This window comes from Microbacterium sp. ANT_H45B, from assembly GCF_008369345.1.
In the GTDB taxonomy this organism is placed as follows: domain Bacteria; phylum Actinomycetota; class Actinomycetes; order Actinomycetales; family Microbacteriaceae; genus Microbacterium.
Genome location: NZ_VOBK01000003.1, coordinates 105,690 through 123,993, shown reverse-complemented (window position 1 = coordinate 123,993; position 18,304 = coordinate 105,690). Strand labels below are relative to the sequence as shown.

Here is an 18,304-nt window from a genome sequence, read left to right as displayed (position 1 = left end):
CCGGCGCTCAGAACACCACGATGGCGGACATCGCCACTGTCGATGCCGCCATCGCGGTGTGATGCAGGCGGTGGCGCCAGGACCTTTCCGAGCGCAGCGCGATCACCGAGAGCAGAGTCGTTCCCAGTCCGAGAGCGATGCCGAGCGCCTGCGGCATCCCTGCGCCTCCGCCGTGCGCGTGGGCATGTGCGGAAGCCATGACCGCGCCGGCCGCGTCGGTCGCAGGGATCGTCGCCATCAGGAGGATCAGCGCCGCAGTCGTGACGAGACCCAGAGCGAGGTGTGCCGACAGCATCCCGCCTGCCGCCGGGCTTCGATCTCCGAGCGCCGCCGGTACCCGACAGCGGATCGCGAGAGCGATCGCGGCGGGCAGCATGACGGCGAACCAGACGACGGGCGGGAGCAGCGCGACCGTCATGGAATCGCCCATGCCGACCAGCATGAGCACGGCGGCGGCGATCTCGGGAGTGCCGACTCCACGCCGCATACCGATCAACGACCCCGCTCCGATCGCCGCCAGTGCCAGAGCGGCGAGGTGCAGGACGTCGGTCATCGGGCGGATACGGGACGCACGTCGCTCAGGATCCCCACACGACGCCACTCGGCGTCGACGACGTCGGCCGGCGACGCGGCGGCGAAGGACAGAGCCCCCGTCGCGACGTCGAGGGCGACCGTGAGCTTGGTCTCCCAGCGCAGGTGCTCCGGCTGTTCGGGCCTCGCTCGCACCGAGATCGGCGCGTCGGGGATGGCTCCGAACGCGAGGGCCCGGTCACGATCATTCACGATCCGCGCAAGATCCGCGGCATCCGTCAGACACCGGTATCGAGGGACGCTCGTGGTCTCGTACGGAGAGTACTCGCCCGCGGCGAGCGCCTCGTCGAGGAAGTGGTTCGTGTGGGCCAGCGTGCGCCCGCGAGGCGCGGGCAGCACCGCGATCCCCGCGGGGGAGACCTCGACGGCAGCGGCCTCGGGCGTCCGGCCGTCGAAGGCCGCGATCGTCAGCACGCTGGACGCGGCGAGGGGGACGCTCCGGGCGATCTCGACCGCCTCGGCGACCGTCGACGCGCGGTCGAGGATCATGCGGGCGAGCACGTGCACCGGCACCCCCGCCTGCGTCCCGTCGGATCGGTGGTGGAGGATGTTGAAGTGCAGCCCCAGGCCGCGGTCGTTCACGCCGATCTTCGCCGGTTGCCCGAACTCGCAGAAGGTCACGACACCGGTTCCGGACGCCGACCGCAGACGCCGCACGACGGTCTCGTTCGAAAGAGTCTCGTGCCAGTCCCAGGTCTGCAGCGTGCGGGGTGCGCTCGCCTCGTCGGGCACGTACACGACCGTCGAGCACTCCATCGACGGCGTCATGCGCGCCAGGATCTCGGTGCGAGCGGTCAGCAGGTGCACGTCGGTCAGCGACAGACCGCTGCCGTCGGCGATCCCGACGAACTCGTCGGCGATCTCGGGGGCGTGGGCCTCGGTCATCGTCCGGCATTCATCGGCGATCGCTCGGGCGCGCTCGGCCGGAACACCGGATTGGGCGAAGAGCCTCAGGTACGAGTCGCGGGCCGCAGCGAGCTGAGGCGACCAGTGGGCACCGAACCGGCGTCCTTCCTCCCGCGGCTCGCCCGCGTCCGCAGACCACTCGTGGACGATCACCGGTCCCCTCCGATGCGCTCGACGAGCTCGGCGACGTCCCCGTGGGGGCAGCCGCGTGCGCGGGATGCGGCGGCGACGCGCTCGCGCACCTCGAGGGGTTTGTCCTGGCTGACCTTGAAGACCGCGCGCTGCTCGATGATCTCGAACCGGAACGACACGATCCCCCCGACGATGCGCTCGAACGTGGGCAGCGAGCTCTGCATGTCCCACGCCGTCGGCTCGAGGCTCTCGAGCTCCTCGACGGTGCGTGTGACGACGTGCATGCCGTCGCTCTCACCCTCGAGAACCGTCGCCCTGGCCGTCAGGTGCACGGCCGCATAGTCCCAGGTGGGCACGTTGGGATCGTCGGCGTAGGTGGTAGGCGAGACGTAGTCATGGGGGCCGGAGAACACCAGCAGCACCGAGTCGCCGTCGGTGATCTGCTGCCACTGCGGGTTCTTCCGCGCGATGTGGCCGAGCATCTCGCCCCCGACGAAACCGCCGTCCGGCGCCAGCCGCTCGATGATCACCGGAGTGTGCGTGACCGTGGGGGCGCCGGCCGCGCCGCCGCCGTTCGTCACGACGAGTGCGAACGGGTGCCGGCGGACCAGCTCGGTGACCTCGTGCTGGGACGGGGCGAGGTACTTCTCGAACTCGTACACGGTCAGCCCGCTGCGCAGAGGATCGCGTCCCACGCCGTCTCGCCCGCGAGGGTGGCGACGGCGGTGGAGTTCAGCGAGAGCCGGCCCCGGGACGTGCTCGGGTTCTCGGGCAGCGCGACCTCGTCGGTCGTCAGCGCGAAGAGAGTGTCGCCGTCGAGCGGGGTGTGGAAGGGCTGGATGCCGCGGTGCATCGAGCTGTGCACCTGCAGGCCGAACTGCCTGAGCTCGGTGTCGGTGAGCTGCACGTTCGTGACGACGGCCGTGATCGTGGTGTTGCCCGACATCGAGTCGACGAGTCGGGACTCGCCGATCGCCTCTTCATAGTCCAGGGCCGGGTGGCGGCGCTCGCCGGTGTTCGCGTCGTAGTTGCCGCGGACGATCCTCCCGGAGCGATCGAGGATCACCCCGTACGGGTTGAGCACCGTCACGACGAGCACTTTCACATCGCCCACCTGACGGAACGCGACACCTTGGCCGGTGAACTCCACCCGCGCGGGATCGACCTTTCCGGACGACGCCGAGGCGCCGCCACCGACGCGGCCGACCTCGACGACGCCCTGACGTGCGGCGTGCAGGGCGGCCTTGCCGAGCGCGGTGTCGGGGAAGACGGAGTTCTCGCGCACCGAGTAGTCGTAGATGATGGCACCCGACACGAGCTGCAGCTGGTCGAAACCGGAGCGGTGCTCGGCGCGCTCGAACAGCGCCTCCGACACACCGGCGACGGCGGAGAGGCCGTACACCGAGCCCCCGGCGAGGCAGATGGCGTGGTTGTATCCGTACAGGCCGCTGGCGCCCACGGCACCTCCGCGGCGGTCGGAGAACGTCCGGGCGCCGGCCGGGATCGACAGCACCGTCGCTCCGGTCGGACCTTCGGCGTACTCGGCCGTTCCGAGGAGCACGCCGGGGAAGTCGTACTCGACCTGCCCGCGATCGGTGCCGTGCACGGGGGAGAGGGCGTAGTCGTCGTTGGATCGGCGCGGTCCTGCGGCGACGACGGGGGCGAGACGGTGGGTGTCGGTCACGATGAGAGCTCCTGGAACAGTTGACGCGAATAGGGATGGCTGGGCAGGTCGTAGAAGACCTCGGTCGGGGCGTGCTCGACGATCTCGCCGCTGCGCATCACCGCCACGTGATGGGAGATGTAGCGCACGGCTGCCAGGTCGTGCGAGATGAACAGGGCGGCGAAGCCGTGCTCCGCCTGCAGGTCCTGGATGAGGTTGAGGATCTGCGCCTGCACCGAGACGTCGAGCGCGCTGACGGCCTCGTCGAACACGATGAAGGCCGGATGGGTGACGAGCGCACGCGCGACGCTCACTCTCTGCAGCTGTCCGCCCGAGAGCTGATGGGGCCGACGGGCGGCGAACGAGGCCGGAAGGCCGACGCTCTCGAGCATCGCCAGCGCGCGCTCCTCCGCCGCCGGCGTGCGACGCTCGTGCACGAGCACGGGTTCGAGCACCGACGACAACACGGTCGAGCGGGGGTCGAGCGCCCATCGCGGATGCTGCAGGACCGCCTGCATCCGTCCGGCGCGGGATCGCAGGCTCCTGGCGAGAGGGGCTCCCTGGAACCTCACGGTCCCGGAGTCGGGGTGCTGCAGTCCGAGGACCACGGCCCCCGTCGTCGTCTTGCCCGAGCCCGATTCGCCGACGAGGCCGAGCGTCTCACCGGGCGCCACCGAGAACGAGACGCCGGACATCGCCCTGACCTCCCGCCTGCTCGCGCCGAAGCCCGACGTGAAGGCGACGCTGACGTCGTCGAGTTCGACGGTGGGGGTCACCGAGGACGCGGTCATGCCGGCACCTCCTCTTCGGGGATGAGCCCTGCCCGCCGATCCGCCAGCACGAGATCCGCGGCGCGGATGCAGAGGCTGTGCCGCGGTGGCACCGGCTCCGGCCGAACGATCTCGCACGCATCGATCCGGTGAGCGCAGCGGGCGGCGAACGCGCATCCCTCCGCCTCGCCGTGCAGCACCGGAGGGGAACCGGGGATGCTGGAGAGCCGTTTTCCCCGCTTCGCACGCGAGGGGTCGGTCGCCGCGAGAGCTCGGGCGTACGGGTGCACCGGGGTGCCGAGCACGGCGGAGGCCGGACCGCGTTCGACGACCCTGCCGGCGTACATCACGGCGACCTCGTCGCACCAGCGTGCGACCGCCGGCAGATCGTGGCTGAGCCAGAGGATGGTCGTGCCCTGCTCCTTCGCCTGCGCGAACAGCAGCCGGATGACCTCTTCGCGCACCTGGCTGTCGAGTGCAGCGGTCGGCTCGTCGGCGATCAGCAGCCGGGGTCGGCGGCACATCGCCATCGCGATGGCCACGCGCTGCGCCATCCCGCCGGAGATCTGATGGGGGAAGAGACGGATGACGCGCGCAGGATCGGCGATCTGCATGCCCTCCAGCAGCTGCATCTGGCGGCGGGGAGAGCCGTCGTCTCCGACGGCGCGGAGCACGAGCTTCAGCTGGGCGCCGATGCGCATCGTCGGGTCGAGCGAGCCGATGGGATCCTGCGCGATATAGGCGAGCGTGTGTCGGCGGTACTCGCGCAGCGCGTCGTCGTCGAGACCGAGCACGTCGGTCTCGTCGACCTCGAGCCGGCCGCTGACGATCCTCGCGGAACGCGGCTGCAGGCGGCCGATGACGGCGGCGAGCGTCGACTTGCCGGACCCGGACTCACCCACGATCGCGACGGAGCTGCCGTCGGCGACGTCGAGGTCGACCCCGTCGAGGGCCCTGACCGTGGTGGCGCCCGTGAAGTCCAGGGCCAGATCGCTGATGCGTACGGCGGTCATCGGAGGGACCTCGTCTCTCGCGGTTCGAATCGGTCACGGAGCCCGTCGCCGATGATGTTGATGCACAGGATCGAGACCACCAGCACGGCGCCGGGGACGATCACGAGCGGGGGAGCCTGGGTCATGTACAGCATCCCCTGTTGGATCAGCAGACCGAGGGAGGCCTCAGGGGCCTGCACGCCGAAGCCGAGGAAGCTCAGCCCTCCCTCGACGAGGATCGCGACGGAGAGCGCGTAGCTCGCCTGCACGGCGATCGTGCCCGCGATGTTCGGCAGCAGTCGGCGGACGAAGATCACCGGAGTCCGGACTCCGCTGATGCGCGCAGACACGATGAAGTCGCGTTCGGACACCGCCCGGGTCGCGATGCGCACCACGCGGGTCATCAGGGGGATCGTGATGACGACGATGCTGATGATGGCCGCCGGTCGACCGGGCCCGAGCAGGGCGGAGACGAGGATGGCGAGCACGAGAGCGGGGAACGCGTAGAGCACGTCGGCGACGCGCATCACCGCCTCGTTGACAGCACCGCCGTAGTAGCCGGCGAGCATGCCGAGCGCCGTGCTGACCACCGCCGAGCAGACGACCGCGACGATGGACACGACGAGGGTCGTCGCCGTGCCTTGGAAGAGTCGGGGGAGGAGCGAGCGTCCGAGGTTGTCGGTGCCGAACGGCGCGAGCGCCGACGGGCCCTCCAGCCGGCCGCCGACCGTCGCGGTGGTCGACCCGGCGAGGCCGGTGAGCTCGGCGATCACGGTGAGCACGACGACGACGCCGAGCACGACGATCGCGGTGCGCAGCACGGCGTCGCTGCGGCGCCAGGCGCCGCGCGTCGCGTCGCCCGCCGCACGGACGCGGTGTGTGGCTGTGGGGGCGATGGTCATCGGCGGCTCCCTCCGGTCAGGCGCAGACGGGGGTCCAGCGCGTTGGCGATGAGGTCGACGAGCAGGCTCGCGACGATGAACACGATGGCGGCGAGCAGCACTGCGCTCTGGACGATCGCGTAGTCACGCCGCCCGAGTGCCGTCTGCAGGTACGAGCCCATGCCGGGGATGTTGAACACGAACTCGACGATCACGGTACCGCCGAGGAGGACGGCGACGAGGGCGCCGACGATGGTGAGGATCGGGGCCGCGGCGTTGCGCAGCACATGGTGACGGATGATGAACCAGGGGGTCTCGCCTCGGGCTACGGCGGCCTGCACATGCGGTTCGACGAGGACGTTCATGACGGCATCCCTCGTGTTCCTGGCGACCACCGCCACACAGCCGACGGCCAGGACCGTGACCGGCAGGACGAGCGCCCCGAAGAAGCGCGCGGGGTCGACGTCGAACGGGGCGAACCTGCCGACCGAGACGCCGAGCCCCAGTGTCGAGACGGCGAAGACCACGACACCCGCGAGGAGGAACTCCGGGATGCTGATGCCGAGAGCGCTGACGATGCGACCGACGGCTCCGGCCGAGCCCTCCGATCGCAGGGCCGCGACGAAGCCGAGCGGGATGCCGACGAGCAGGGTGACGACGATCGTCAGCAGCGCGATCGTCGCGGTGACGGGCAGACGGGCCGCGAACTCGTCGGTGACCGACACGTTCGAGACGAACGAGTATCCGAGATCGCCGGTGAGAACGCCGAACAGCCAGTGGAAGTACTGCGCGACCACCGGGTCGTCGAGTCCGGACTCGGCCACCGCCTGGGCCCGCTGCGCGTCGGTGGCGAGCGGACCCAGGACGAGGTCGATGTAGTCGCCCGGCATGAGACGGACGGACGCGAAGATCAACACCGAGACGATGACGAGCGTCACCAGTGCGGCGCCGATGCGCCGGAGCGACCACAGAGTGACGGCCATGTCAGCTGGCGCGGAACTGGGTGATGTAGCGCAGGAAGTCGCCGTAGCCCTCGTCGCTGCCGAGCGTCGGTGACAGCGATTCGGTGTTCCATCCGATCGTGGACGGACGCAGCACCAGCGGCACCATCTCGCTCTGCTCGTCGGCGACGGCGCAGAGGTTCTCGAACACGGCGGCCCGGTCGGCTCCCGGCTCGGTCGAGTAGCCGTCGGCGATGAGTCCGTCGAGCTCGTCGGAGCCCTTCATGAAGACCGCCGAGAAGCCGGCGACCTCGGGATTCCACCACGTCGTGACCATCGCCGGGTCCGCGTAGCCGGCGAACCAGCTCAGCGCGAGATCGAAGGTCGCCGGGCTGCCGTAGACCTGATCGGAGTACGTGGCGTAATCGACCTGCTGGATGTCGACGGTCACGCCGATCTCGGCGAGGTTCTGCTGCATGACCTGCGCGATCTGGGCGAGCACGGGCTCGTCGGTGTACACGACGAGGTCGAGCTCGAGGCCTCCGATCCCGTCGATCACGGCCTTCGCCGCGGCGACGTCGTGAGCGGCAGAGGGGAGGTCCTCGGCGACGCACGAGTCGGGGAGCCCGGCCGGGGTGACCCCTGTCGCGGCGGTCGAGCCGCCGAACGCGAGCTCGTTGATCGCGTCGCGGTCGATCGCGCTGTTGATGGCGAAGCGCACGTCTGCATCCTGCAGCGCCTCGTCGCCCGTGAGCGAGTTGATCATCAGGTAGTGGAAGTCGGTGTTCCTCTGCCCGACGACGCTGACGTCCTGCGCGTTCGCGAGGAGCTCCGCCGAGTCGATGGAGTTGAGCACGGCGAAGTCCGCCGACCCGTCTCTCAGCGCGGCGGCCCTCGTCGCCTCATCGCCGACGATGTCGATCGTCAGCGTCGAGAAGCCCAGTGCGTCGGCATCGGGGTGGTGCTCGTTCGGCTCGAACGTCCACTCCTCGTCCTGTCGGTGCGCGGTCGCGACGAGAGGACCGGTGCCGACCATCTCGGTGGTGATGTCGATCTCGCCCGCCTCGATCTCAGCCATCGGCAGGATGGCGGCGGGGGTGTTCGCCAGGGCGGCGAGGAACGGGGCGTACGGCTCCGACAGGGTGACCGTCACCTCGAGGTCTCCGGTCGCCTGGACGGATGCGATCGGCCCGAGCTGACCCGTCCACGTCGTCGGAGTGTCGAGCAGACGTTGCAGGCTGCCGACGACATCGGCGGCCGTCATGGCGCGTCCGTTCGAGAACACCGCGTCATCGGCGAGCGTGAAGACGTACTCGGTGTCGCTCGGCGTCTCCCACGAGGTGGCGAGCGACGGTGCGACGTCGAGGTTCTCGTCGATCGTGGTGAGGGTCTCGTACGAGAGCCCCTCCAGCATCCATGAGCGTGCGGTGGCCGCTCCCTGCGGATCGAGGCCGCTGGCCTCTGCGGTGTCGTAGTCGACCTGGACGACGAGGTCGCCGCCGCCGTCGAACGCGTCGTCGGCGACGGCGAGGAAGCCGGGCGCCACCTCATCCTGGGTCGGCTCGGTGTCCGGTGAGGCGCCGGCGGCGCATCCGGTGAGTGTGAGGACGGCGATGGCGGACATCGCCAGCCCCGTGCGAGCTGCTGTGTGCATGTCGGTGTTTCCCTTCGGGATGCCGGACGACGGCGGATCAGCCGTGGTGCGACGACGGGCGGACAGAGAGGTGATGCAGATGGTGCTCGGGGTTCGCAGAGCCGGTGTCCTCGTGAGCGCAGGCGCATGCGGTGGGGGAGGCCGGGACGTCCAGGGTCGGGTTCCGGTCGAAGAAGTCGTGGGGTTTGAGGGTGAACCCGCACGTGTCGACCGGCATGATCGGCCAGTCCTCGGTGCGGGGGAAATGCGTGAGACCGAATGTGTGCCAGAGCACCAGGTCGGCGCCGTCGATCGATGCGTCGTCGGCGACGAAGGCGGGAAGGCCCTGCTCGGGTGCGCTCTGATTGACGACGTCGCCGGCGGGGTAGCGCTCGTCAGGGTCGTAGGCGGTGACCCACAGGTCGGATGTCGCGAAGCGCGCACGCGACGCGATCACCGACTCGGGCCGGGCGAGCAGCACGGGCTTGCCCTCCGGCGTCAGGACGTAGGAGGTCGGTCGGCCCAGGCGGTTCTTCGCGGTCGCGCTGCTCACGCGCCAGGTGCGGCCGACCGTCGCGTTGGCGCGACGGCGTCCTTCCTGCTCGCTGCGCAAGCGGGTCGCGGTGAATCCGATGGCGCTGCCGTGCGTGTTGTCGTCGTCGATCGGCAGGGCTCCGACATCGATCTCGTCGATCACGGCCGGGCCGTCGTCGACCGCCATGTCGAGACGGGCGCAGAACAGATGCTGGTGGTACGGGGCAGCGAGTCCGGGTGCCAGTTCGCTCGCGAATCGGCTGGTGCGCTCGTCGTAGGCGGCGGTGAAGACGAGCCCGGTGGCCTTGGCCTCGAACTCGATCTTGCCGTCGAGGTAGAGGTACCAGTAGAAGCCGTAGTCGTAGTTGCCGACGGTGACGAAGAACGAGATCACCAGTCGGCGCTGCCGCCGCACGTCGCTCGAGCCGGTGAACTGCTCGGTGTGCTTCCAGAGCACACCCGCATCCTCCTCGTGGATGCAGACGGCGTTGGGCAGGACCTTGACGTTCCCTCGTGCATCGGCGATGGGCACGTCGAGGTAGGTGATGTCGCCGACGCAGTCGCAACCGAGCTCGAGCGCGTTCACCAGTCGTCCGAGCTGATACTCGCCGGTGTCGAAGTAGTTCTGCCAGAAGCGCACAGGGCCGGGGTCTCCGTAGGGCACGAGCATCTCGGCGATCGAGGCGCGGTGCACGATGGGCCGCACTCGCCCGTCGTCCTCGAATCCGATGCCGTGCAGGATGAGACCTTCACGCATGTCGTAGCCGACGCGCAGCGACCACTTCTCCCAGGAGATGACGTCGCCGTCGAACGAGAAGCTCGGACCCTCCGGCTGCGTGATGACGATCGGCTTCTGCGTCGTGCGCTCGGGACCGAAGGTGCCGGGCACGTGATAGTCCGCGGTCTCCTGAGGGATCGGCATCACGCCGACATCGATGACATCGGCGACGGTTCGGGACGCGAGGTCGACGTACGCGACGAGGCCGTCGATCGGGTGCGCCCACGGCATGGTCTGCGGAGTGGGCTGGTGGTGCCCGAGCACGCGTGCGAGCCGGCGTCCGCTCTCGCCCTCGATCGGGTATCGGCCCGCCGACAGGCCCGCGAGCGCCACCGTGCTCGGGTCGTCGATCCCTCGGGCGGAGAGCGCGGTGGCCCAGCGGTCGTCGGCGCCGAGGAGTTCGCGGATGATCGCGTGCTCCTCCTGCAGCAGCGGCACCTGGCCGTCGAGGTCGGGGTCGATGTCGACGTCCTTCGCGAGAGTGCCGGCGGCGAGATCCACGCAGAGCGCCCTGGCGCGTCCGCTGTCGACATCGAGGAGCTGCACCCTGGCGCGGCGAGGGACGGCTCGGCCGGCGGTGACCGCGGCACGGTCGGGTTCGTCGAGGCCGAGGTAGGCGATGCGGTGCTCGTCGTCGAGGGCGCCGTGGGCGCGCAGGATCTCGGCGACACGCTGCAGCTCGTCAGCCGAGAGCGTCGCGTACGGCGCACCGGACTCATCGCCGAGTCGGCGCGAGCGCTGGACGTGGTCGGACGAGGAACAGCTGCAGTTCATGAGGTCTCCATCGGAAGTCGGTGCCGGAACGTCTGCGTGCCGGAACGTTCCGGCAAAAGTATGCGAAAAGCGTGTTACGGCGCAAGACCCGATGTGTTTCGAGTGGATTACGGGTTGCTCCGTGTGGTTAGACTCGGCCGCATGCAAGAGCCACGACGCGCCAGATTGATCGATGTCGCTCGGCGCGCGGGGGTCGGGAAGACCACGGCGTCCGACGCGCTCAGCGGCGGCGGTCGCGTGTCTCCGGCCACGCGGGAAGCCGTGCTGGCCGCGGCCGCCGAGCTGGGATACTCGGTCAACACCGCGGCGCGACACCTGCGCGGCGGTGCGATCGGCACCATCGGGATCGTGCTCCCCGAAGTCGTGTCCCGGTCGTCGTACTACATGGCCTTCACCTTCGGAATCGTCACGAGCGCGGCTGCGCACGACATCGACGTGACCATCGTGAGTCCGTCGGCCTCCTCCGGCCGTTCCCGGCCCATCCGGGCGGACGGGTTGATCATCGGCGACCCCGTCTCGGGTGACCCGGGATTGCCGTCGCTCATGGCGTCCGGCATCCCGATCGTCACGCAGGAGCATCTGCCCGACGACGTCGAGGGCGTGCCCGACGGCGTCATCTGGTCGTCGCACGAAGCGGCGATGCTCCGACTCCTCGACGAGATCGACACCACCGGGGCGCAGCATCCCGCGCTGCTGGTCGCCCCGGAGGCGACGGACTGGTCGCGCCAGCTGGTCTCCGGCTATCGGAGCGGGTGCGCGGCGCGCGGCCTCGAGCCGGTCATCGCACCGATCTCGTTCGAGGCGCCGTGGCACGCGGTTCGCGAGTCGACCGAACGGCTGCTGCAGACGAATCCCGACACCGACGTGATCATCTGCGGGCCGGACTCCAGCGCGATCGAGGTCGTCGCCGTCCTCGGACGCCTGGGGCGCACGATCGGCGAGGACATCACGGTCGTCTCGTGCGTGGACCATCCGTCGCTGCCCTTCCTGACTCCATCGATCACCTCGATCGATCTGCGCCCCCGTGACTCGGGGGTCGCCTGCGCCGAGCTGCTCATCGATCTGCTCGACGGCCGGGCGGCGTCGGGCACCGATGTCGAGTTCCCGATCGCGGTCGTCGCGAGGGAGTCCACCTCGCAGGCGCTGCGGGTGCACCGGTGAGCGCGCCCCTCGAGGGGATCGTCGTCGCAGACTTCTCTCGCGTGCTCGCGGGTCCGCTGGCGACCATGACCCTCGCCGATCTCGGTGCCAGGGTCATCAAGGTCGAGAGACCGGGCACGGGTGACGACACCAGGGCGTGGGGTCCGCCCTACGCCGAATCCGGGATCACGACCTACTTCGAATCCGCCAACCGCGGCAAGGAGTCCGTGACTCTCGACCTCACCGATCCGGGCGACGTGGCACGCGCGCGCGAGCTGATCGCGAGGAGCGACGTGGTGATCGAGAACTTCCGGCCGGGGCTCTTCGCGACACTCGGATTCGACGGGGACGCGCTCATCGCGCAGCACCCGGGTCTCGTCTACGTCTCGGTCAGCGGCTTCGGCCTCGGGGCCGGCGCCGCGCTTCCCGGATACGACTTCGTCGCCCAGGCGGTCGGCGGCCTCATGCACATCACCGGCGAGACCGACGGCGAGGAGATGAAGGCCGGTGTCGCCCTCGTCGATGTGCTGACGGGCAAGGATGCGGTGATCGGCATCCTCGCGGCGCTGCGCAGACGGGAGCTCACCGGGCGTGGTTCGAGGATCGACGTCAACCTGCTGTCGAGCCTGCAGGCGGCCCTGGTCAACCAGATGTCGGCGCACCTGGGAGCCGGTGCCGAACCCGAGAGGCTGGGGAACCGGCATCCGTCGATCGCTCCCTACGAATCGCTGCGATGCGCGGACGCGCCGATCGCGGTCGCCTGCGGCAACGACGCGCAGTTCGCACGGATGGCCACCGAACTCGGATGCCCGCAGCTCGCCGCCGATCCGCGGTTCCTTCGGAACTCCGAGCGCGTCGCGCATCGCGAGGAGCTCGTCGCCGAGCTCGAGTCGTCGCTGTCCGCAGACACGGCTGCGGCGTGGGCCGCGAGGCTGAATCGCGTCGGCGTCGCGGCCGGTGTCGTCAATACGATCGGCGACGGGATCGCGCTCGCCGAGGAGCTCGGGCTCGACCCCGTGTGGGACGCCGTCGGCACCGACGGGCGTCGGTCTACGCAGATCCGCTCACCGCTCACCTGGTCTCCGGCGATCCCGGTGAGCGCATCCGCCCCCCCGCGCCTCGGCGAGCATGACGAGTCCGTCCGGGCATGGCTGGATGCCGATCGCTAGAGCCCGCGATCGCGGAGCGCGAGCCACAGCTCGGCGGCGACATCGGGGTCATCGAGCGAGACGTCGAGCATCTTCTCCGCGGCGGTGATCCGCGGCCGGATGGTGTTCCGATGCACGCCGAGATCCCGTGCCGTCCGCTCGGCCTGATGGCGATTGCGCAGGTAGGCGATGACCGTGCGCCGCAGTTCCGGCTCCGTGCGCGCGAGCAGGTCGGCCCAGCGTCGTGACCGGGAGTCCGGATCGATGCGAGCCTCTGCGCCGGGATCCGCGCGGTGGAGGGCCATGACCCGGGCGGCTGCGGCTGAGACGTCCTCCAGGGCGACCGGCCCGCTGAAGACTCCGGAATCGGGCGTGGTGCCCGCGTCCGCATCCGCGGAGATCAGGGTGAGGTGCACTCCGTGATGGGCGCTCCCGGCACCGAATCCTCCCTCGACGGTCGAGGCGACGCCGGCCAGGACCCGGAAGAGCATCGGCATCTCCATGCCGGCGGCGGTCGCGAGTGCGCGCGCGGCTGCGGGCTGGCCGCGAAGCGCGAGTTCAGCCACCCACGCCTCGGGCGCCGGGCCTCCGCGCTCCCGCGCGCTCAGCAGTCGCAGCAGGGCCGTGGCGGTGAGGGCGAGCTGGCGGTCCGCGCCGCCGAAAGGTCTGCCCGCTCCGAGCGCGAGCGCCCCGCGGGTGCGTTCGCCGTCGGTCACCGCGTGCGCGACGACCGTCGACCCGTGCGACACGAACGACGCGGCCTCGACTCCCGAGCGCAGAAGGGACCTCTCCACGTCGGCGCGGACGGAAGGCAGCATGCTCTCGAGAGACGGCGGATGCAGGATCCCTGCCGAGCCGCCGCGACCTATCGGCAGCCATGCGACCCATCCGCCGATCGCCTGTGCCATCACCCGGACGACGGCCGTGATCGGATCCGCTCCGGCTGCGGCCTGCACGAGCCGGGTGTGGGCGTGCGCGGTACGCATCGCCTCCTCCTGGCCCCCACGACCCGCGAGTGACCAGAATGCTCGGGAGACGTCGAGGAACGGGACGCCGTCGGGCACCTCGAAGATCGGCACACCGGTCGTGCGGCATCGCTCCACCAGCGCGGACGGAGCATGCTCCCACCCCTCGCCGAGACCGATCCCGATCGCGCCGATGCCCTGCTCGGCGAGGCGGTCGACGTAGACGTCCGCAGAGCCGGCGTGCAACGGGATGCCGGTGGTGAGCAGCAGTTCGCCACCGTCGAGGTAGCGGCCGGGGTCATCGAGCTCGGAGACATGCACTCCGGTGATGCCGCGCGCGGCGTCGAACGGTGCGAGAGGGCGCAGCGAGGCGCCCGATGCGAGAGCGAGTTCTCCGAGCGAGACCATGTCGCCATTGTGCAGTATGCCTGATTCACTCGGCAAGACAGGGCGATGTGTCAGACGCGATGCCAACCCGTCGCCCTAGCGTCGACCTCATGACCACCGCTCCGCATCTGCTCACCGAGATCCCCGGCCCGCGATCGCGCGAGCTCCACGCTCAGCGCACCGCCGCCGTCGCGTCCGGGTTCGGAATCGCCCTCCCCGTCTTCATCGCCCGCGCGGGCACCTCCACTCTCGAGGACGTCGACGGCAACACGCTCATCGATCTCGCCTCCGGTATCGCCGTGACCAGCGTCGGAGCGGCGAACCCCCATGTGCGTGAGAACGTCGCCGCCCAGCTCGACCTCTTCACCCACACGTGCTTCATGGTGACCGAGTACGAAGGGTTCGTGCGCGTGGCCGAATGGCTCAATGCCCACGTGCCCGGCGACTTCGACAAGCGCACCGCCCTGTTCAGCACAGGAGCGGAAGCCGTCGAGAACGCGGTGAAGATCGCGCGGGCGCACACCGGCCGACCCGGGGTGCTCGTGATCGACGAGGCGTACCACGGCCGATCCCTGCTGACGATGGCGATGACCGCCAAGGAGCACCCCTACAAGACCGCGTTCGGCCCGTTCCCGCATGACGTCGTGCGGGGACCGAACGCCAACCCGCTGCGCGGTGAGGGTGCCGATGCCGCGCTCGCGGAGATCGAGCGGATCGTCGTCGAGCACGGCCCCGAGCACTTCGCGGCGCTCGTCGTCGAGCCCATCCAGGGCGAGGGGGGATTCATCGTCCCCGCCGAAGGGTTCCTCCCGGGGCTCCGCCGCATCGCGGACGCCCACGGCATCGTGCTCGTCATCGACGAGATCCAGAGCGGCCTGGGCCGCACGGGGCGCCTGTTCGCGAGCGAGCACGAGGGAGTCGCCGGCGACATCACGCTCACGGCCAAGGCCCTCGGCGGCGGGCTGCCGCTGAGTGCGGTCACGGGCCGTGCCGAGATCATGGACGCCGCCCACCCGGGCGGCCTCGGGGGCACGTACGCGGGCAATCCTCTCGCCTGCGCCGCGGCGCTCGCCGTGTTCGACGTGCTCGAAGATCCCCAGCTGCTGCCGGGGGTCGAGCGCATCGAGAAGACGATCCGTGCCCATCTCGAGCCACTGCTCGCCGACTTCCCGGTCATCGCCGAGGTGCGAGGGCGAGGAGCCATGATGGCGATCGAGTTCGCCGACCCGGACACGCTCACGCCGCGCGCCGACCTCGCTCAGCGGGTCGCCGCCGCCTGTCACGCGGCGGGCGTGCTCACCCTGACCTGCGGCACGCACGGCAACGTCATCCGCCTGCTTCCGCCGCTCGTGATCGAGCAGGACGTGCTCGACACCGGGCTCGAGATCCTCAGCCGTTCCATCCGTGTGATCGCCGCCGAGGAGGCCGCAGCATGACCGCCGTTCCCGACCTGCTCGACTTCGACGAGATGCTCAGCGACGACGAGAGGGCGACGCGCGATCGTGTGCGGGCGTTCGTCGACGCCCGCATCCGCCCCCACATCGCCGACTGGTACGACCGCGCGGTCTTCCCGACCGAGCTCGTGCCCGAGATGGCCGAGCTCGGACTGCTCGGCATGCATCTCTCGGGATACGGATGCGCCGGTCGCAGCGCCGTCGAGTACGGTCTCGCCGCGATGGAGCTCGAAGCGGGAGACTCGGGTCTGCGCACCTTCGTGTCGGTGCAGGGGTCGCTCGCGATGAGCGCGATCCACAAGCACGGCAGCGAGGAGCAGAAGCAGGAGTGGCTGCCGCGCATGGCGCGTGGCGAGGTCATCGGCTGCTTCGGACTCACCGAGCCCAACTCCGGGTCCGATCCGTCGAGCATGACCACGTTCGCGCGTCGCGACGGCGACGGGTGGGTGATCAACGGAGCGAAGCGGTGGATCGGCCTCGCCTCGATCGCGCAGGTCGCGATCATCTGGGCGCAGACGGATGACGGCGTTCGCGGCTTCCTCGTGCCCACCGACTCCGACGGGTTCGTCGCGACGCCGATCGCGCCGAAGCTCTCGATGCGCGCATCGATCCAGTGCGACATCACGCTCACCGACGTGCGCCTGCCGGCGAACGCACAGCTGCCGGATGCTCGCGGCCTCCGCGCGCCGTTCTCCTGCCTGAACGAGGCGCGCTACGGCATCGGCTGGGGCGTCATCGGCGCCGCGCGCGACAGCTACGCCGCGGCGCTGTCGTACTCCCGCACCCGCATCCAGTTCAGCCAGCCGATCGCCGCGTTCCAGCTGACGCAGCAGAAGCTCGTCGACATGGCCGTCGAGATCGAGAAGGCCCAGTTGCTCGCTCTGCGTCTGGGCAGGTTGAAGGATGCGGGACGGCTCGCGCCGCATCAGATCTCGGTCGCCAAGCTCAGCAACACCAGGGCGGCCATCGCGATCGCCCGCGAGGCGCGGACCGTCCTCGGCGGCAACGGGGTGTCCGGCGACTACTCGCCGCTGCGTCACGCCGCGAACCTCGAATCCGTGCGCACGTACGAGGGCACCGACGAGGTGCACACGCTCGTGCTGGGCGCGCACATCACCGGATTCTCCGCGTTCCGCGGCACTGTCACCGAAGGAGCATCATGACCGTCATCGCCCTGCGCCACTTCATCGACGGGACCTGGGTCGACGGCGGGGGAGAGCCCCTCGTCGACGTGAATCCGAGCCGCCCGAGCGACGTCGTCGCCGAAGGCCCCGGTGCGTCGGACACGGATGTCGATCGCGCCTATGCGGCGGCCCGCGCGGCGTTCGACGGCTGGCGTCGTACACCGGCACGCGCACGCGCCGGCATACTTCTCCGCGCGGCGGACATCATCGAGGCGCATCGTGACGAATGGGGGAGGGAGCTGGCGCGCGAAGAGGGCAAGACCCTCGTCGAGGCCATAGCCGAGACCGGCCATGCCGCGAACATCCTCCGCTTCCACGCTCAGGAGGTGGAGCGTCAGAGCGGCGGTGTCTTCGAGTCTCCGAGCCCGGGCGAGCGCATCCTCGTGATCCGACGACCGGTGGGGGTCGTCGGGGCGATCACGCCCTTCAACTTCCCGATCTCGATTCCTGCCTGGAAGCTCGCCCCGGCCCTGGTCTGGGGCAACACGGTGGTCTGGAAGCCCGCGACCTTCGTGCCCGTGCTCGCGATGCGATTCGCGGAGGCGCTCGAGCAGGCCGGTCTGCCGCGGGGAGTGCTGAACCTCGTGAACGGCACGGCCGCCGTGGGGGAGGCGATCGTCTCGCATCCGGATGTCGACGCGGTGACCTTCACCGGATCCACGAAGGTGGGCCGGATCATCGCCGCGCAGCTGGCGGCGCGCGGGATCCCGTTCCAGGGTGAGCTCGGCGGCAAGAACGCGTCGCTCGTCCTCGCCGATGCCGACCTCGACGTCGCCGTCGAGCAGGTGGCCGTCGGCGCGTTCCGTGCCGCGGGGCAGAAGTGCACGGCGACGTCTCGGGTGATCGTGCACGACGCGGTCGCCGACGAGTTCCTGCGCCGACTCGCGGCCCGCACCGAGCGGATGGTGGTGGGCGATGCCCAGGATCAGGCGGTCGAGGTCGGACCCGTCGTCGACGGCGCCGCGCGAGACCGCGTCGCGGCCGCCATCGCGCGCGCTCGGACGACCGCGACAGCCGTGGTCGCCCCCGAACCGTATGGGCCCGGCGACCTCGATGACGGCTACTTCATCGCGCCGTCGGTGTTCGAGCTCGACGAGGACGACCCGGGCGAGCTGTGGACGCAGGAGCTGTTCGGCCCCGTGATCGGCGTGCGCCGGGTCTCGAGCACCGCGGAGGGGATCGCGCTCGTCAACGACAGCGAGTACGGCCTCTCGACCGCGGTCTTCACGACCGGTCTCGCGGACGCGCTGAGCGCGATCGAGGAGATCAGGGTCGGAGTCGTGCACATCAACTCGGCGTCGGCCGGCGCAGATCTGCACGTGCCGTTCGGCGGCAGCGGTGCGAGTGCGCTCGGCCCGAAGGAGCAGGGGGCCGCAGCCCGGGAGTTCTTCACCGAGACGGCCACGGTGTATCTGAAGGGCTGATCCCGGC

General features: G+C 70.1%; 16 protein-coding genes. 5 read left to right on the top strand and 11 right to left on the bottom strand.

The features are described from left to right. Window positions 1–7: 7 nt before the first annotated feature. From FQ142_RS12835 to FQ142_RS12790, 10 genes are read right to left on the bottom strand one after another with little or no spacing between them, the layout of a single operon-like run. Window positions 8–553 carry a hypothetical protein gene (locus tag FQ142_RS12835; protein ID WP_149423620.1) on the bottom strand — a complete coding sequence of 182 codons (546 nt, stop codon included), beginning with the start codon at window positions 551–553 and terminating at the stop codon, window positions 8–10. Further along, window positions 550–1,650, bottom strand: a complete 1,101-nt coding sequence (locus FQ142_RS12830) for a C45 family autoproteolytic acyltransferase/hydolase (RefSeq protein ID WP_149423619.1) — start codon at window positions 1,648–1,650, stop codon at window positions 550–552. The genes FQ142_RS12835 and FQ142_RS12830 overlap by 4 nt, the downstream gene beginning before the upstream one ends. Next, a complete protein-coding gene (locus tag FQ142_RS12825; RefSeq protein WP_149423618.1) occupies window positions 1,647–2,324 on the bottom strand; it encodes an FMN-binding negative transcriptional regulator in 678 nt (225 codons plus the stop codon). Before FQ142_RS12825 ends, FQ142_RS12830 begins: the two co-directional genes overlap by 4 nt. Beyond that, window positions 2,294–3,313, bottom strand: a complete 1,020-nt coding sequence (locus FQ142_RS12820; protein WP_262492149.1) for a P1 family peptidase — start codon at window positions 3,311–3,313, stop codon at window positions 2,294–2,296. The genes FQ142_RS12825 and FQ142_RS12820 overlap by 31 nt, the downstream gene beginning before the upstream one ends. Continuing rightward, a complete protein-coding gene (locus FQ142_RS12815; protein WP_149423617.1) occupies window positions 3,310–4,083 on the bottom strand; it encodes an ATP-binding cassette domain-containing protein in 774 nt (257 codons plus the stop codon). Before FQ142_RS12815 ends, FQ142_RS12820 begins: the two co-directional genes overlap by 4 nt. After that, window positions 4,080–5,075, bottom strand: coding sequence for an ABC transporter ATP-binding protein (locus FQ142_RS12810; protein ID WP_149423616.1), 996 nt, complete (start codon window positions 5,073–5,075; stop codon window positions 4,080–4,082). Before FQ142_RS12810 ends, FQ142_RS12815 begins: the two co-directional genes overlap by 4 nt. After that, the gene (locus FQ142_RS12805) at window positions 5,072–5,956 is read right to left on the bottom strand and encodes an ABC transporter permease (protein ID WP_149423615.1); all 885 of its coding nucleotides are present in this window, start codon (window positions 5,954–5,956) and stop codon (window positions 5,072–5,074) included. Before FQ142_RS12805 ends, FQ142_RS12810 begins: the two co-directional genes overlap by 4 nt. Further along, window positions 5,953–6,918, bottom strand: a complete 966-nt coding sequence (locus FQ142_RS12800; protein ID WP_149423614.1) for an ABC transporter permease — start codon at window positions 6,916–6,918, stop codon at window positions 5,953–5,955. The genes FQ142_RS12805 and FQ142_RS12800 overlap by 4 nt, the downstream gene beginning before the upstream one ends. 1 nt (window position 6,919) lies before the next feature. Beyond that, complete coding sequence (locus tag FQ142_RS12795; protein WP_149423613.1) at window positions 6,920–8,530, bottom strand: ABC transporter substrate-binding protein; 1,611 nt, start codon at window positions 8,528–8,530, stop codon at window positions 6,920–6,922. A gap of 37 nt (window positions 8,531–8,567) precedes the next feature. Continuing rightward, window positions 8,568–10,595 carry a primary-amine oxidase gene (locus tag FQ142_RS12790; RefSeq protein WP_149423612.1) on the bottom strand — a complete coding sequence of 676 codons (2,028 nt, stop codon included), beginning with the start codon at window positions 10,593–10,595 and terminating at the stop codon, window positions 8,568–8,570. A gap of 141 nt (window positions 10,596–10,736) precedes the next feature. On the opposite strand from FQ142_RS12790, the gene FQ142_RS12785 reads away from it, so the two are divergent. Both FQ142_RS12785 and FQ142_RS12780 read left to right on the top strand, forming a co-directional pair. Further along, complete coding sequence (locus FQ142_RS12785) at window positions 10,737–11,756, top strand: LacI family DNA-binding transcriptional regulator (protein ID WP_188042400.1); 1,020 nt, start codon at window positions 10,737–10,739, stop codon at window positions 11,754–11,756. Beyond that, window positions 11,753–12,904, top strand: a complete 1,152-nt coding sequence (locus FQ142_RS12780) for a CaiB/BaiF CoA transferase family protein (protein ID WP_149423610.1) — start codon at window positions 11,753–11,755, stop codon at window positions 12,902–12,904. Before FQ142_RS12785 ends, FQ142_RS12780 begins: the two co-directional genes overlap by 4 nt. Here FQ142_RS12780 and FQ142_RS12775 read toward each other — a convergent pair. Then, entirely contained in the window at window positions 12,901–14,256 is a 1,356-nt protein-coding gene (locus tag FQ142_RS12775; protein WP_149423609.1) for a PucR family transcriptional regulator, read from the bottom strand. The two genes, FQ142_RS12780 and FQ142_RS12775, sit on opposite strands and share 4 nt — an antisense overlap. An 89-nt stretch (window positions 14,257–14,345) precedes the next feature. Here FQ142_RS12775 and gabT point away from each other — a divergent pair, with 89 nt between their 5' ends. The 3 genes from gabT to FQ142_RS12760 are packed head-to-tail and all read left to right on the top strand — an operon-like array spanning window position 14,346 to window position 18,297. Then, the gene (gene gabT, locus FQ142_RS12770; protein WP_262492148.1) at window positions 14,346–15,671 is read left to right on the top strand and encodes a 4-aminobutyrate--2-oxoglutarate transaminase; all 1,326 of its coding nucleotides are present in this window, start codon (window positions 14,346–14,348) and stop codon (window positions 15,669–15,671) included. After that, a complete protein-coding gene (locus FQ142_RS12765; RefSeq protein ID WP_149423607.1) occupies window positions 15,668–16,852 on the top strand; it encodes an acyl-CoA dehydrogenase family protein in 1,185 nt (394 codons plus the stop codon). The genes gabT and FQ142_RS12765 overlap by 4 nt, the downstream gene beginning before the upstream one ends. Then, window positions 16,849–18,297, top strand: a complete 1,449-nt coding sequence (locus FQ142_RS12760) for an aldehyde dehydrogenase family protein (RefSeq protein ID WP_149423606.1) — start codon at window positions 16,849–16,851, stop codon at window positions 18,295–18,297. The genes FQ142_RS12765 and FQ142_RS12760 overlap by 4 nt, the downstream gene beginning before the upstream one ends. Window positions 18,298–18,304 lie beyond the last annotated feature (7 nt).

Excerpts from the sequence above, each read along its gene's own strand:
- FQ142_RS12835 (WP_149423620.1), bottom strand. The coding sequence starts at position 553 with ATGACCGACGTCCTGCACCTCGCCGCTCTGGCACTGGCGGCGATCGGA.
- FQ142_RS12815 (WP_149423617.1), bottom strand. The coding sequence starts at position 4,083 with ATGACCGCGTCCTCGGTGACCCCCACCGTCGAACTCGACGACGTCAGC.
- FQ142_RS12810 (WP_149423616.1), bottom strand. The coding sequence starts at position 5,075 with ATGACCGCCGTACGCATCAGCGATCTGGCCCTGGACTTCACGGGCGCC.
- FQ142_RS12805 (WP_149423615.1), bottom strand. The coding sequence starts at position 5,956 with ATGACCATCGCCCCCACAGCCACACACCGCGTCCGTGCGGCGGGCGAC.
- FQ142_RS12800 (WP_149423614.1), bottom strand. The coding sequence starts at position 6,918 with ATGGCCGTCACTCTGTGGTCGCTCCGGCGCATCGGCGCCGCACTGGTG.
- FQ142_RS12795 (WP_149423613.1), bottom strand. The coding sequence starts at position 8,530 with ATGCACACAGCAGCTCGCACGGGGCTGGCGATGTCCGCCATCGCCGTC.
- FQ142_RS12790 (WP_149423612.1), bottom strand. The coding sequence starts at position 10,595 with ATGAACTGCAGCTGTTCCTCGTCCGACCACGTCCAGCGCTCGCGCCGA.
- FQ142_RS12785 (WP_188042400.1), top strand. The coding sequence starts at position 10,737 with ATGCAAGAGCCACGACGCGCCAGATTGATCGATGTCGCTCGGCGCGCG.
- FQ142_RS12775 (WP_149423609.1), bottom strand. The coding sequence starts at position 14,256 with ATGGTCTCGCTCGGAGAACTCGCTCTCGCATCGGGCGCCTCGCTGCGC.
- gabT (WP_262492148.1), top strand. The coding sequence starts at position 14,346 with ATGACCACCGCTCCGCATCTGCTCACCGAGATCCCCGGCCCGCGATCG.
- FQ142_RS12765 (WP_149423607.1), top strand. The coding sequence starts at position 15,668 with ATGACCGCCGTTCCCGACCTGCTCGACTTCGACGAGATGCTCAGCGAC.
- FQ142_RS12760 (WP_149423606.1), top strand. The coding sequence starts at position 16,849 with ATGACCGTCATCGCCCTGCGCCACTTCATCGACGGGACCTGGGTCGAC.